Origin of the sequence: Streptosporangium carneum, assembly GCF_027922005.1 — a bacterium.
Taxonomy (GTDB): domain Bacteria; phylum Actinomycetota; class Actinomycetes; order Streptosporangiales; family Streptosporangiaceae; genus Streptosporangium; species Streptosporangium carneum.
Genome location: NZ_BSEV01000031.1, coordinates 43,046 through 56,404, shown reverse-complemented (window position 1 = coordinate 56,404; position 13,359 = coordinate 43,046). Strand labels below are relative to the sequence as shown.

Annotated in this window: 9 protein-coding genes; 1 reads left to right on the top strand and 8 read right to left on the bottom strand. The window is 72.2% G+C overall.

Going from position 1 to position 13,359, the window contains the following annotated elements; translation table 11 throughout:
- Nucleotides 1–90: 90 nt before the first annotated feature.
- The 8 genes from PKF00_RS38055 to PKF00_RS38020 form a co-directional block, all read right to left on the bottom strand.
- Nucleotides 91–738, bottom strand: a complete 648-nt coding sequence (locus tag PKF00_RS38055; protein ID WP_271222598.1) for an acetyltransferase — start codon at nucleotides 736–738, stop codon at nucleotides 91–93.
- Nucleotides 735–2,159 (bottom strand): lipopolysaccharide biosynthesis protein, encoded by a 1,425-nt coding sequence (locus PKF00_RS38050; RefSeq protein ID WP_271222597.1) that lies wholly within the window; start codon nucleotides 2,157–2,159, stop codon nucleotides 735–737. Before PKF00_RS38050 ends, PKF00_RS38055 begins: the two co-directional genes overlap by 4 nt.
- A complete protein-coding gene (locus PKF00_RS38045) occupies nucleotides 2,156–3,382 on the bottom strand; it encodes a glycosyltransferase (RefSeq protein WP_271222596.1) in 1,227 nt (408 codons plus the stop codon). Before PKF00_RS38045 ends, PKF00_RS38050 begins: the two co-directional genes overlap by 4 nt.
- Nucleotides 3,379–4,479 carry a glycosyltransferase gene (locus tag PKF00_RS38040; protein WP_271222595.1) on the bottom strand — a complete coding sequence of 367 codons (1,101 nt, stop codon included), beginning with the start codon at nucleotides 4,477–4,479 and terminating at the stop codon, nucleotides 3,379–3,381. Before PKF00_RS38040 ends, PKF00_RS38045 begins: the two co-directional genes overlap by 4 nt.
- Nucleotides 4,476–5,603: a DegT/DnrJ/EryC1/StrS family aminotransferase gene (locus PKF00_RS38035; protein WP_271222594.1), complete on the bottom strand. Its 1,128-nt coding sequence runs from the start codon at nucleotides 5,601–5,603 to the stop codon at nucleotides 4,476–4,478. Before PKF00_RS38035 ends, PKF00_RS38040 begins: the two co-directional genes overlap by 4 nt.
- Nucleotides 5,600–6,622, bottom strand: a complete 1,023-nt coding sequence (locus PKF00_RS38030) for an SDR family NAD(P)-dependent oxidoreductase (RefSeq protein ID WP_271222593.1) — start codon at nucleotides 6,620–6,622, stop codon at nucleotides 5,600–5,602. The genes PKF00_RS38035 and PKF00_RS38030 overlap by 4 nt, the downstream gene beginning before the upstream one ends.
- Before the next feature lie 20 nt (nucleotides 6,623–6,642).
- The gene (locus PKF00_RS38025; RefSeq protein ID WP_271222592.1) at nucleotides 6,643–11,496 is read right to left on the bottom strand and encodes a DUF4082 domain-containing protein; all 4,854 of its coding nucleotides are present in this window, start codon (nucleotides 11,494–11,496) and stop codon (nucleotides 6,643–6,645) included.
- Nucleotides 11,497–11,634: 138 nt separating this feature from the next.
- Nucleotides 11,635–12,243 (bottom strand): acyltransferase, encoded by a 609-nt coding sequence (locus PKF00_RS38020; RefSeq protein ID WP_271222591.1) that lies wholly within the window; start codon nucleotides 12,241–12,243, stop codon nucleotides 11,635–11,637.
- A gap of 64 nt (nucleotides 12,244–12,307) precedes the next feature.
- On the opposite strand from PKF00_RS38020, the gene PKF00_RS38015 reads away from it, so the two are divergent.
- Entirely contained in the window at nucleotides 12,308–13,264 is a 957-nt protein-coding gene (locus PKF00_RS38015; RefSeq protein WP_271222590.1) for a glycosyltransferase, read from the top strand.
- Nucleotides 13,265–13,359 lie beyond the last annotated feature (95 nt).

Here is a 13,359-nt window from a genome sequence, read left to right as displayed (position 1 = left end):
CGCCGCCCCGCACCCCGGCGCGGCGAAGGGCGGCGGGGTTCGGGGGCGGCGTCACCGCGCGCCCGGCGCGTTCCGCGTCGGGCGCGGCGTTCAGTTGGCCCGCAGGAACCTGGCGGGCGTGCCCGCCCACACCTCGCCCGGGGGGACGTCCTTCACCACGCCCGCCCCCATGCCGACCAGCGACCGGGCCCCGACGGTCAGCCCCTCCCTGATCAGCGCTCCCGCGCCGACGTAGGCGCAGGCGCCGATCCGCACCGCGCCCGCGACCCGGACCCCGGCGGCGAAGGTCACGAAGTCCTCGACCACGTCGTCGTGGGTGAGCACCACGTGCGGGCTGATCGCGACGTGGGCGCCGACGGTGACCGACGCGGTGAGCACCGTCAGCGCGCCGACCACGGTGCCGGGGCCGAGCGTCGAGCTGCGCGAGACGACGGCCGTCGGGTGGACCAGCGTGGCGTACCGCTCCGGCGGCAGTCCGAGCCGTCCGGTCACCCGCTCGCGGGCCGTGTTGTCCCTCGGGCTGCCGATGCCGACCACCACCTGGGCCGCGGGGTGGTCGTGGACGGCCTCGGCCGGGCCGAGCACCGGCAAGCCCTGGACCGGCGTGCCCCGCTTGGCGGGGTCGTCGTCCAGGAAGCCGAGCAGCCGCCACGCGGGCCCGGCGTCGTTGATCGCGCGGACCAGCTCGGCGGTCTCCCGCGAGAACCCTCCGCTGCCGACGATCAGCAGGTCCCTCATCCCGTCCCCCGCAATCCGGCCAGCACCGGCCGCATCCTCAGCATCAACACCCCGACCACGCCCAGGGCGACGACGCTCGCGACCACCAGGATCAGGAACCGGTCGGTCATCACGCTCTGCACGGCCAGCGCCGTCCCTCCGACCGCCAGGGCGGCGGCCAGCGGCACCACGACCCTGGAGGCCATCGCGCCGACCCCCAGCCCCGCCCTGCGCAGTTCCCGAAGGTACAGGGGGAGCACGACCAGCGAGGCGACCGCGACGTGCGCGGCGGCGGCGCCGGCGACGCCCCACTGGCTCGTGCCGACGAACAGCGCGGGCAGCAGCGCGACGAGCCAGACGACCTGCACGGTGAAGACGACGCGCGAGCTGGCCAGGACCACGAAGAAATCGTAGATCAGCTCGTAGAGCACCCTGAGCGCGGCGAAGACGCCCAGCCAGGCCAGCGCGCCCGCCGCGCCGAGCCACGGCTCGCCGTAGACGAACCCGATGATCGGCCTGGCCGCGCCGGACATGAGCAGGCACATGGGCAGCGTGATCGCGGCGAGCAGCCCGAAGGCGGCCAGGAAGGCCGAGCGCATGGCGGGCGGGTCGTCCTGGAGCCTGGCGAACGCCGCGGGGGCGACCTGCCGCACCGGCTGGGAGAAGACCCCGACCGGCCAGTTGGACAGGTTGAAGGCAAGCACGTAGAGGCCGACCGCCGCGGGGCCGAGCATCCAGCCGACGATGAGCTGGTCGACGTAGGTGACCGCGAACACCACGATGCTCGACCCGGCGAGCGGCAGCCCGAACCTGAGCAGCCTTCCCGCCACCTCCCGGTCGAAGCCGATCCTGACCGGTTCCGGGCAGAAGACGAAGAACAGCACCCCCGAGGCGAGGGCCCCGGCGATCCGGCCGACGGCCAGGCTCATCGCCCCCCACCCGGCCAGCGCGAGCGCGATCGACACGCCCGCGCCGAGCCAGTTGTTGACCTGGTCGGCGATGGTCCTGCGGCCCTGGAGGAAGGCGCGCTGGAGCAGCGCGGCCGGGGTCGCCACGCAGCCGCTGATGATCACGCTCAGGCCGAGCGTCCGCACCACGTCCGTCGCCTCGGGCGCGCCCATCGCCGCGCAGAACGCGGGCGCGGCGACGTAGCTCACCCCGTACAGCAGGGTGCTCATGGCGATCGAGATCGTCATGACGCTCGGCACGATCTCCCTCGGCTCGCCGGGCCAGCGGACGATGGCCAGGCTCACGCCGAGCTCGTTGAAGCTCAGCACGGCCAGCAGCGCGACCATCGCGACCGCGAACACGCCGAACTGCTCGGGACCGAGCAGCCTGGCCAGCACGATGCCGATGGCCAGGGTGCCGAGGCGTGAGGCGATGGTGTTGAAGAAACTCCAGCCGAGCGCCGAGGAGGCGCGGGCCCACAGGTCACCGCTCACGCGCGGGCCCCGCCGGACGAGGGGCCGAGCAGCGGGCGGATCCGGGCGCGCAGCCCGACCGGGGCGACCTCGGCGGCGGCCCGGTGCGCGGCGGTGCGGGCGGCGACCGGCAGCCACGCCCCCGCGGGAGCGGCCAGCGCCCTGCGGTAGACGTCGTCCAGGGTGGCCGCGGCGGCGGCGAGGCCGTACCGGCCGACCACCAGGTCCCTGGACCACGCGCCCAGCTCGGCCCAGCGCTTGGGCGCGGCGACCAGCTCGGCGAGGTGGGCGGTCAGGTCGGGTTCCCCCGGCGCGAGGCCGGAGCCGAAGAAGCCGTGGGTCTGGAAGTAGTCCCAGGTGCCGGGGTTCATCGGCTTGGCGAAACCGCGCACGCCCAGCACGATCAGCGGCTTGGCGAAGGACATCGCGCGCAGCGCGGAGCCGCCCATGCCCAGGGTGACGTCGGCGGCGGCGTAGGCGGGCCTGGGGTCGGCGAGCGCGCCGGTCATCACCACCGCGTGGCGGCCGAGCTCGGCGTTGACCCGCGCCCCCCTGCGCGCGAGGGCCTCGTACGAGGGGCCGTCGCCGACGACGACGAGCCGGACCCGCTGGCCGAGCACCCTGAGGGCGTCCATCGCCCGCTCGACGCCCTCGGCCTTCATGTCCGGCTCCAGGCGCGAGACGACGACGACCGCCACCTCGCGGGGGGCGATGCCGTACTCGGCGCGGAACGCCGCGCCGTCGACCGCGCCCGGCGCGTCGAGGTCGGTGTTGACCGGCGGTTCGATCAGCTCCGCCCACTGGCCCCTGGCCCGAGCCTCGTCGGCGATGGCCGCGGTTCCGGCGACGACCGGCACGTGGCGCGGGATCCAGGAGGGCACCCCCATCGCGTAGACGGTGCCGACCAGCGGCAGGCGCGTGCCGTAGAAGGCGTCCAGGATCAGCGGGTACTCGTAGGAGTGGACCAGCTCGGCCCCCTTCTCGCGGGCCAGCCTGCCGATCTCCCTGGCGACGGCCGGGCGGCACGGCATGGCGCGGCGGGTCCGCACCAGGCGGTGCCGGATCAGGGTCAGCGGCAGGCCCCTGTCCCTGACCAGGTCCGCGACCGGTCCCGGCTTCGCGGTGTGGGTCGCGAAGACGTGCACGTCGTGGCCGAGGTCGCGGACCGAGGTCGCCAGGTCGAGCGCGTTGAGCTGACTGCCGCCGAGTTCCAGGTGGTGCAGTCCGACCAGAATCCGGGTCACCCCAGTACCTTTCCGAAGAAGCCGACGAGGTCCTCACGCTGCTGATCGGGCCCGTAGCGCGCCCTGATGTGGTCTCCCGCCGCCCTGGCGCGCCCGGCGAGCGCGGCGGGGCCCTCGGCGAGCACCCGCTCGGCGGTCTGGGCGAAGGCGAGGACGTCGCCCTCAGGAACCGGCGAGCAGAACGCCGGGTCGAAGAACTCCTGTCCCGCGACCCCGGTGAAGCCGACCACGTAGCAGCCGCTGGCCATCGCCTCCGCGGGGGGCATGCCGAAGCCCTCCTGGTGGCTGAGGCTGAAGAAGACCGCGCACGACCGCAGCAGCGCCGCGGTCTCCGCCTCCGACCTGCCGTGGATGGGCACGACCTCCCAGCCGTCGAGCGCGCCCCTGGCCCGCAGCAGGTGGAGCACCTGGGCCAGGTCGCCCGCCCTGCGGCGCGGCATCAGCGCGATCCGCCTGGCGCGCACCGTGCCTTCCGTGCCTTCCGTGCCTTCCGTGTCTCCCGCGCCCCCGGCGTCGCCGGGGTGGAACAGCGCGGGGTCGACGACGTTGCGGACCCGCTCGATCCACAGGTCGGGATAGGCGAACCGCAGGTAGGCGACGTTGGGCTCGGAGACGGCCAGCACCGCCTCGAGCGCCGGGACCCCCGCGTACGGCGCGCCACGCGGCACCTCGTCGAACGGCGACAGCGCGAAGGTGTTGTAGGCGTTCTGGTTGAAGACGACCAGGCGCAGTCCCTCGGGCAGCGTCCCCAGCGCGGGGGCGGCGTACTCCGGCAGGACGAGCACGTCACCCCGGTGCAGTCCGGCGGTCTCCGCGGAGACGACCGGGGTCCGGTGCTCGAACCACGAGCAGGAGAAGCCCTTGCGCCGGTGCAGCACGGCGGCGTCGAACCCCGCGGCGGTCAGGGTGTCGACATGCCGGTAGATCGCCCTGATGCCGCCGCTCGGCCTGCTCAGGTCCGGGCAGAGATAGCGGATGGCCGGGCCGTCGCCGCGCGGCGTCGCGGAGACCCGGAGGTCCGGGAGCCGCTGCTCCCGGACCTCCCTGTATGTCTGTAATCGCTGCGTCAGCCGCCGTTGGATCCCCTGGGGGATCACCGCTCGACCGCCTCGCGCACCACGGCCGCCACGTGGTCCTGCTCCGTCTCGGTGAGCTGGTGGAAGAGCGGCAGGATCAGCGAGTCGCGGGTCAGCCGCTCGGTGGCGGGCAGCGGCGCGTGCGGGTGGCCCGCGTACGCGCCCTCCAGGTGCGAGGCCATGATGCCGCGCCTGGCGGAGACCCCTCTGGCCGCCAGCAGCGCCAGCAGGTCGTCGCGTCCCGTCGGGGAGTCCTCGGGGAGCAGCACCCAGAACGACTGGTAGTTGGTGGTGCCGTCCTGGGTGTCCGCGGCCGTGACCAGACCTGGGACGCCGTCGAGCAGCTTGTGGTACCGCTCGGCCAGCTCCCTGCGGCGGGCGACCATCTCGGGGAGCTTGCGGAGCTGGACCAGCCCGACGGCCGCCTGGACGTCGGTCATCCGGTAGTTGAACCCGGTCTCCTCGTAGGATTCCAACACCGGTTGCGCCGAGGCGTGCCGGTCGGCCGCGCTGACGCTCATCGCGTGCTCGCGCAGGCGGCGCAGCCGTACGGCCAGCGCCGGGTCGGCCACGGTGAGCATGCCGCCCTCGCCGGTGGTGAGCAGCTTGCGCGGGTGGAAGGAGAAGGCGGCCAGCGCGGCTCCCGCGCCCGCGGGCCTGCCACGGTAGCGGGTGCCCGCCGCGCAGGCGGCGTCCTCGATCACGGCGACGCCCCTCGGCTCGCAGAGCGCGCGGACGCCCTCGAGGTCGGCGGGCATGCCGCCCTGGTCGACCAGGACCACCGCCTTCGTCCTCGGGGTGAGGTGCGGCTCGACGGTCTCCGCGGTGAGGTTCATCGTGGCCAGGTCCACGTCGGCGAAGACCGGGGTCGCGCCCACGTAGCGCACCGCGTTCGCGGTCGCGATGAACGACAGGGACGGCACGACGACCTCGTCGCCGGGCCCGGCGTCCACGCCGATCAGGCACAGGTGCAGGGCCGTGGTGCACGAGGAGACGGCGATGGCGTGCTCGACGCCGAGGTGCGCCGCGAACGCCCGCTCGAACTCGGCCACCCTCGGCCCCTGCGCCACCCACCCCGACCGTACGGCCGCCGCCGCGGCCTCGGCCTCCTCCTCGCCCAGCCAGGGGCGCATGACCGGGATCACGCGCCCTCCCCTGAGGCGCCGGTGAAGGAGGCGTCGGCGGCCTTCTCCGCACTCCACCAGGCGACGAGCTGCCGCAGGCCGTCGTCGAGGCCGATCTCCGGTTTCCAGCCGAGCAGCTCGGCGGCCCTGGAGATGTCGGCGAGCCTACGGGTGACTCCGTTGACCGCCCTCGGCGGCCCGAACTCCAGCCCGAGGCCCTCGGCGTCCATGGCCCGCAGCAACGCCTCGGCCAGCCCGCGCAGGCTGGTCTCGACGTTGCTGGCGATGTTGAACACGGTGTCGGTGACGTCCGCCCTGGCCGCCAGCAGGTTGGCCCGCGCGATGTCCTCGGTGTGCACGAAGTCCATCGTCTGGGTGCCGTCGCCGAGGATCAGCGGCGGGGTCCCCGAGGCGATGCGTTCCATCCAGCGGATCAGCACCTCGGTGTAGAGGCCGTGGATGTCCATCTTGGGGCCGTAGACGTTGAAGTAACGCAGGGCCACGTAGTCGAGGCCCCGCATCGCGTGGAAGCTGCGCAGCAGACCCTCGTTGAAGGTCTTCGCCGCGCCGTACAGGGTGTCGTTGTCGTAGGGGTGCTGGGTCTCCGGAGTGGGGAACTCCGTGGCCAGGCCGTAGACGGACGCCGAGGAGGCCGCGACCACCTTGCGGACTCCCGCGTCGGCCGCGGCCTCGACGACGTTGTAGGTGCCGTCGACGAGCACCTCCAGCGCGAGCCTGGGCTCCTCCGCGCACTGGGTGATGCGGATCGCCGCCTGGTGGAAGCAGACGTCGATCCCGTCCATCACCTCGCGCACGAGGTCGCGGTCCCTGATGTCCCCCTGTACGAGGGTGACCGGGCCGTTGGCCTCGGCCCAGGCCAGGTTGGCCCGGCGCCCCCTGACGAGGTTGTCGAGCACGACGACCTCGCGGGCGCCGGCCCTGACCAGCTGGTCGGCTATGGTCGAGCCGATGGTGCCCGCGCCGCCGGTGATCAGGCACCGGCTTCCTTCAATCAGATCCCCGTCTGAATTCTGATCCACGCTAGCCACTATCTGCCCTTTCACGGTGATTGTGTAGTGAATACGACGTCGACCCAGTAATTCGCGGTGCTGTTGCCATTTGGAAACCCACCACCGGCCCCATATCGGTAAACCCCGTTGGGTCCGTCGATCCCGGCCTGCAGGGCGTGCAGCGGCGGGGTGTCGACTCCCGCGCTCGCGAACGCTCCGCCCGTCGAGGCGTAGCGGCCGTTGGGCGCGTAGTAGGAGACGACGTAGGTGGTGTTGGCGTCGATCTGCTGCGGGATGGGGAAGACAAGCTCCTGCCAGCCCGCGGTCGTCTCTCCCTGGAAGGTGCCGGTGGCCATCTGGCTGCCGTCGGCCTTCCAGAGCCTGCCCAGGTGGGTGCCGGTGTTGCCGGGTCCCTTGTAGAAGCGGACCCCGGTGACCCACCCGGAGACGTCGGAGCGGAACTTCATCCCGACCTCGACCGGCAGGGTGTCGCTGTTGGCCCGCAGCACGGGGCGGGCGGCGTCGGACCAGACGGAGCACGGGCAGCCCGCGCCGACGGCCTTGGCGGTGGTGAACGTCAGCTGCTCGGTCGGCATGGTGTTGCCCGCGAGGTCCTTGACGCCCTCGGCCTTCACGGTGATCGGCGTGTTCGCCGGGAGCGGCGAGCCGGGCGTGAAGGTCGCGGTCCTGGTGGGCGCGTCGTAGGACACGGTTCCCTGGATCGGCGTGTTCCCCGCGGTCAGCGTCAGGCCCAGCGTCGACGGCTGGACGTCCTCGTTGAACGTCACCTTGGGGGCGAACCCGAGCGGCACGCTCGACTCGCCGTCCAGCGGGTCGGTGTTGTTGACGCCGGGCGGGATCGTGTCGGTCCCGGGCGAGGTGACGAAGACCGGGTCGACCCAGTAGTTGGACCCGCCGTAGGTCCGGTCGGGCATCTGCCAGCTTCCGTAGGCGTAGACCCCGGCCGAGACCGACGCGCTCAGCGGCCCGTTGACCATCGGCGTCGCGGCGGCGGTGAAGTAGCCGCTGTTGAGCGCGTAGCCGCCGTTCGGCGCGTGGTAGGAGACGATGTAGGTCGTGCCCGGCTGGACGGCGACCGCCCCGGGGAAGGTGATCGTCTTCCACGGGTCGGTCGATCCCGTGTCGACGAACGTCGCGCTGCTGAGCAGCTCGCCGTTCTCCTTCCACAGCGAGCCCTTGTGCGTCCCGGTGTTGCCCGGCCCCTGGTAGAACCGCAGTCCGCCGATGTAGCCGGAGGTGGTCACGGTGAACTTCGTGCCGACGTTGACCGCCGCCGTCTCGTTGATGGCGGGCACGGCGGGGGCCGCGTCGCTGGCCCAGAGCGTGCACGGGCACGCGGTGAGACCGGAGGTGGTGAACGACCACGACTTCGGCGCCGCCATCACGTTGCCCGAGTCGTCGACCGCGCCGCTCACCGTCACCTGGTAGACGGTCGCGGCGGCGAGCGCCGCGGCCGGGGTGAAGGTCAGCACCTTGCGCTGCGCGTCGAGCTGCACGGCGCCCGTGACGGCGCCGCCGGGGCCGGTGACCTGGACCTGGGGCGAGCCGGGCGCGACCGGCTCGTCGAAGGTGACGACCGGCTTCGCCGACACCGGCACGTTGGTCGCGTTGTTCCCCGGGGTGCCCGAGGGGTCGGGGGGCGTGGTGTCGGGCTCGGGCATGTAGACCACGTCGACGAAGTAGTTCGTCCCCTTGCCCGTCGTCGGGCGCTGGTGGGCGCCGTAGGAGTAGACGCCGTTGCCCCCGTTCCCCGGGTCGTGGGCCAGGGCGCGCAGCGGGCCGCGGGTCACCGGGTTGACGAAACCGCTGTAGTGCGCGGAGTACCAGCCGGTCGTGGTGTGGTAGCCGACCGTGTAGACCTGGTTGGCGACCACCTGGATCGGGCCGCTGAAGCTGGCCTCCTGCCAGCCCTCGGTGCTCTCCCCCTGGAAGGTCAGCTCTCCGATCTTGTTGTTCGCCGCGTTCCAGATCGCGCCGACGTGCGCGCCCTTGTTGTTCCTCGACTTGAAGAACCGCATGCCGGTGATGAAGCCGTTCTTGGTCGGCGTAAACCTCATGCCCAGCTCGACGCCGTCACCGGCGACCGCGGTGCCGTCCTCGACCCCCATGATCGGGGGCTGGACGTCGTCCGCCCAGAGGCTGCACGGGCAGACGCCCGCCGTCGACGCCTTGGCGGTGGTGAAGGAGTAGCTGTAGGCGGTCATCACGTTGTTCGCGGCGTCCTTGGCCCCGCTGACGCTGACGGTGTAGAGCACACCGGGGGACAGCGGCGCGTTCGGGGTGAAGGTGAGGACCTTGCCCGCCGCGTCCATGGCCGCGGTCCCGGCGACCGTCATCTGCGAGGCGTCCTTGACGACGACCTGGGCCGAGTTCACCTGCTCGTTGAAGGTGATCGTGGGCTTGGCCGTCACCGGGATGCTCGACGCGCCGGTGAACGGGGTCGACGACAGCGGCCGGGGAGCCCGCACGTCCGGCGGCTTGACCAGGCTGAAGCTGACGTCGACGCCGTAGGAGGCGCCGTTGTAGGTCTGGCTGGGGAAGCCGGACTCGCTCTTGAGGTAGACCCCGTTGGGGACGTTCGCCGCGTTGCGCGGACCGGTCAGCGGCCCGTTCACGGTGGCCTTGTACTGGAACCACTCGGGGTCGGTGGCGAAGCGTCCGTTGGGGGCGTAGTAGGAGGCGACGTAGGCGGTGTTCGCCGCGATCTGGACCGGCTCGTAGAAGTCGACGGTGACCCAGCCGTCGGGGACCGGGTTGGCGGCGTCGAGGGAGGCGGTGGCCAGCCGGTCGCCCGAGGTCGCGTCCCAGAGGCTGACGGTGTTGCCGGTGTTGCCGGTCCCCTTGTAGAACTGCACGCCGGAGATCCAGCCCGAGGTGGTCGAGGTGAACCTCACGCCCAGCTCGTGCGGGACCTTCGACACGTCGGCGGCGTTCTTCGGGACGAAGTCCTCGGCGAACAGGCCGCACGGGCAGGAGACGCTGACGGCGCGGGTGGTCGGGGTCCCGTTCAGCCTGCCGTTGTCGTCGACGGCCCTGACCCTGATCGTCACGTTGCCCTGGCCGGAGACCCGCCAGGTGTAGGTCCAGCTCTCCCTGCCGGTCGCCGGGTGCCAGGTCGCGCCGTCGGTCGAGACCTCGACCCCGGCGACCCTGCCGCCGCCGGTGTCGGCGGCGGTCCCCTGGATCGTCACGGTGTCGCCGTTGTTCAGCGCGGCCCCCGCGGCGGGGGCGGTGATCGTCGCGGTGGGCGCGACGGTGTCGGCCGAGGCGGTCGCGGCGGTCAGCCCGCCCTGCAGGGAGCCGGGCTGCACGCCCATGTCGGCCAGCAGGTTGACGGTCGCCTGACGCATGCTCGGGTCGGTCGGGACGGTGTCGTAGGCGTCGTGGTTGTCGTCGAGGCCCCACGACCACTGCACGGTTCCGGCGCCGAAGACCAGCGCGCCGCTGGGCGCCCTGTACATGGTCAGGTGGTGGGTCGCCTCGTCCTGCGCGACGGTCGACCCGAAGTCCTGGATCTTCTGCGGCACGATGTGGGTGGTCGTGGACATCCGGAACAGCCCGTCGGGCCGGTGGCCGTTGTCGGGGTCCTCGTCCCACTCGTAGCCGAGCACGCCCTCGGGCAGCGTCGTGGTCTGGTTCGCGGCGCTGTTGGCCGCCACCTGGGTGCCCCGCCAGAGCCGCATCCTGCCGTCGGCCGGGGGCACCTTCATGTCGTTGGAGCAGCAGTTGACCGTCCAGAACTGGCCGGTGAGGGAGTTCTCCGGGTTGCCGCCGTCCGCGGGCGGGCTGAAGCGGGGGTCACGCCAGGTGCCGGTCCACTGGGAGGACGGGTCGATCTTGTTGTTGGCCTTGGTCTCCTTGTAGACGACCAGGGTCCGGTACGGCGTGCCCGCCCCGTCCGTGCTGTTCTCCCAGCGGATCTTCCAGAAGACCTCGTTGCCGCTGAAGAAGGCCAGGTGCATGCCCGCGTCCCTGGCCGCCTCGACGTTGAGCCGCTGCTGCTTCGACCAGTACTCGTCGTGGCCGACCGAGAGGAACACCTGGTGGTTGGCCAGCAGGTTGCCCCTGCGGTCGGTGTCGACGCCGCTGGTGTAGCTGACCGGGTAGCCGTTCGCCTCCAGGAAGCGGATCATCGGGTACTCGTTGGCGAAGACGAAGTCACGGCCCCACGGGGTGCCGGTCCTGGTGGCGAACGGACGGTTGTAGCTCACCTTCACCGCGCGCCCTGGCGCGATGGCGCTGTTGCCGCCGTAGGTGCTGTTGCCGCCCCAGTCGTTGTAGGCCTGCCAGGTGGTGTCGGAGGTCTGGAAGAGCATCTGGGAGTGGCTGGCGTCGTCGCGGACCACGAACACGATGTGGTTGTCGTCGCCGTCCTCGCCCTCGTCGGTCCTGACCAGGTGGGCGAAGTAGACGCCGGACACGAAGTCCGCCGGAACGTGCCAAGAGGCGGACTCGGCCCAGCCCCCGCACTCGATCAGGCCGGTGTTCGCGTCGGTCGGGCAGGGGGGCTGGGTCTGCGGCAGGGTCGCGGACGGCAGGACCGTGTCGACCTTGCGCGCGCCGTCGCCGTTGTAGTAGCCCATCCGGTAGATGTCGAGCCGGTACCCGGTCGCCGGTGTCCTGATCTTGAATCTGACGGTCTCCCCGAGGTTGACGCTGATCTCGGTGGCGAACCCCTCGATCGTGTCGCCCCGGGTGAGGTTGCGGTCCCACTCCGATCGCGGCGAGCCGGTCTTGCCGTTCTCGCAGACGATGGGATTGCCGCCGGGACCGCACGGATCGACGTTCCTGGCCGAGGCCGAGGAGGCTGTGGGGGCGAGGACCGTCGTCGTCGCGACGGCGACGGCGACCAACCAGGTTCCCAACAGACGCAGCGCCCGCATAACAGCACCTTTCACGGGAGCTCGTCGGGAGCTCATGATGCGCGGCGGCCATAGCCCCCTGCGGACGATGCGCACGCGAGACCCACGAGATACTCAACTTCTGAATCACACGTGGGACGCCAGAGATGATCAGAACGTTTACTTACCCCCCGGGGTTTTTTCGGTGAGTTCGCCCTCGTGTTCCAGATACTCCTCACCTGTCTGCGGGCAGCGCCACTCCCCCTCGCTGACCTGCCGCAACGGCACACCCGCCCGGCCGACCCAGCCGATCCTGCGGGCGGGGGTCCCCGCGACGAGCGCGAAGTCGGGAACGTCCTTGGTGACCACCGCTCCGGCGGCCACCAGGGCGTGGCGTCCGATCGACCGCCCCGCGACGACGACGGAGCGGGCGCCGAGCGAGGCGCCGCGCCGTACCACGACCCCCTCCGCGTGCCAGTCGCCGTCCCGCTTGAGCGCTCCGTCGACGTCCGCGGAGCGCGGGTAGAGGTCGTTGGTGAGCACCACGGCGGGCCCGACGAAGACCTCGTCCTCCAGCACCGCGGGCTCGTAGACCAGGGCGTGGTTCTGCAGCTTGACCCGGTCGCCGATCCTGACGCCGGGGCCGACGTAGGCGCCTCTGCCGATGACGCAGTCACCGCCGAGCACGGCCTTCTCCCGGATCTGCGCGAGGTGCCACACGGAGGTGCCGGGGCCGACGACCGCCTCGGGATCGACGTCGGCGCTGGGGTGGATGCGGGCTTGCGACACGGTGTCCTCCGGAATGCGCGGTCTCGGTGGCAGCGGTAACCTCGGGGGACCATACTCCAACGTTGTGAGCCCAACCGCCGCAAGTATCGTCATTCCCGCGCACAACGAGGCGAAGGTCCTGCCGAGACTGCTGGACGCCCTGCTCGCGGAGGCCGCTCCCGGCGAATTCGAGATCGTGGTCGTGGCCAACGGCTGCACCGACGACACCGTCGCCGTCGCCCGCCGGTACGGCGACGCCGTCCAGGTGCTCGACTCCCCCGTCCCGTCGAAGCGGCACGCCCTGCGGCTCGGGGACGAGGCGGTGACGGCCTTCCCCCGGATCTACCTGGACGCCGACGTGGAGATCGGCACGGCCGGGATCAGGGCGCTCCGCGCCGAGCTGGAGAAGCCGGGGGTGCACGCCGCCGCCCCGGAACGGAGCCTGGCCCTCGCGGGCAGCGCCTGGCCGGTCCGGTGGTACTACGCCGTCTGGACCCGGCTGCCCGAGGTGCGGGCGGGGCTGTTCGGCCGGGGGGTGATCGCGGTGAGCGCGGAGGGCAACGCCAGGCTGAACGCGCTGCCCCAGGTGATGGCGGACGACCTGGCCGCCTCGAACGCCTTCGCCCCCGCGGAGCGGATGGTGGTGCGAAACGTGGCCGTCGTGGTGCACCCGCCCAGGACGTTCGGCGACCTGATGCGCCGCAGGGTTCGCGCGGTGACCAGCGTCGCCGAGCTCGAGGGCACGCGGACGGGCGCGCGGGCTCCCGGGACGGCGACGGACGGCGAGCGGGCCGAGGGCGGGCAGGCGGGAGACGGATGGACCGCCGACGGGCAGAACGCGAGCGGGCAGGGCGCAGGCGGGCAGGGCGGGGGCCGTACCTCGGTCGGGGACCTGCTGGGCGTGGTGCGGAGCGCGCCGTGGCTCGCCCCGCACCTGGTCCTCTTCCTCGCCGTGACGCTCGCCGCCAGGGCGCGCGCCCGCAGGGCGGTGCGGTCCGGGGACTTCACCACCTGGCTGCGTGACGAGAGCAGCCGGGGATGACCCCGCGCGAGGACGCGGAGACAGGCGAGGGACCGTCCGGGACGCACCGCCCCTCTCACTGACCGGCCGGTGACCCCGCGCCGGGAGGCGAGATC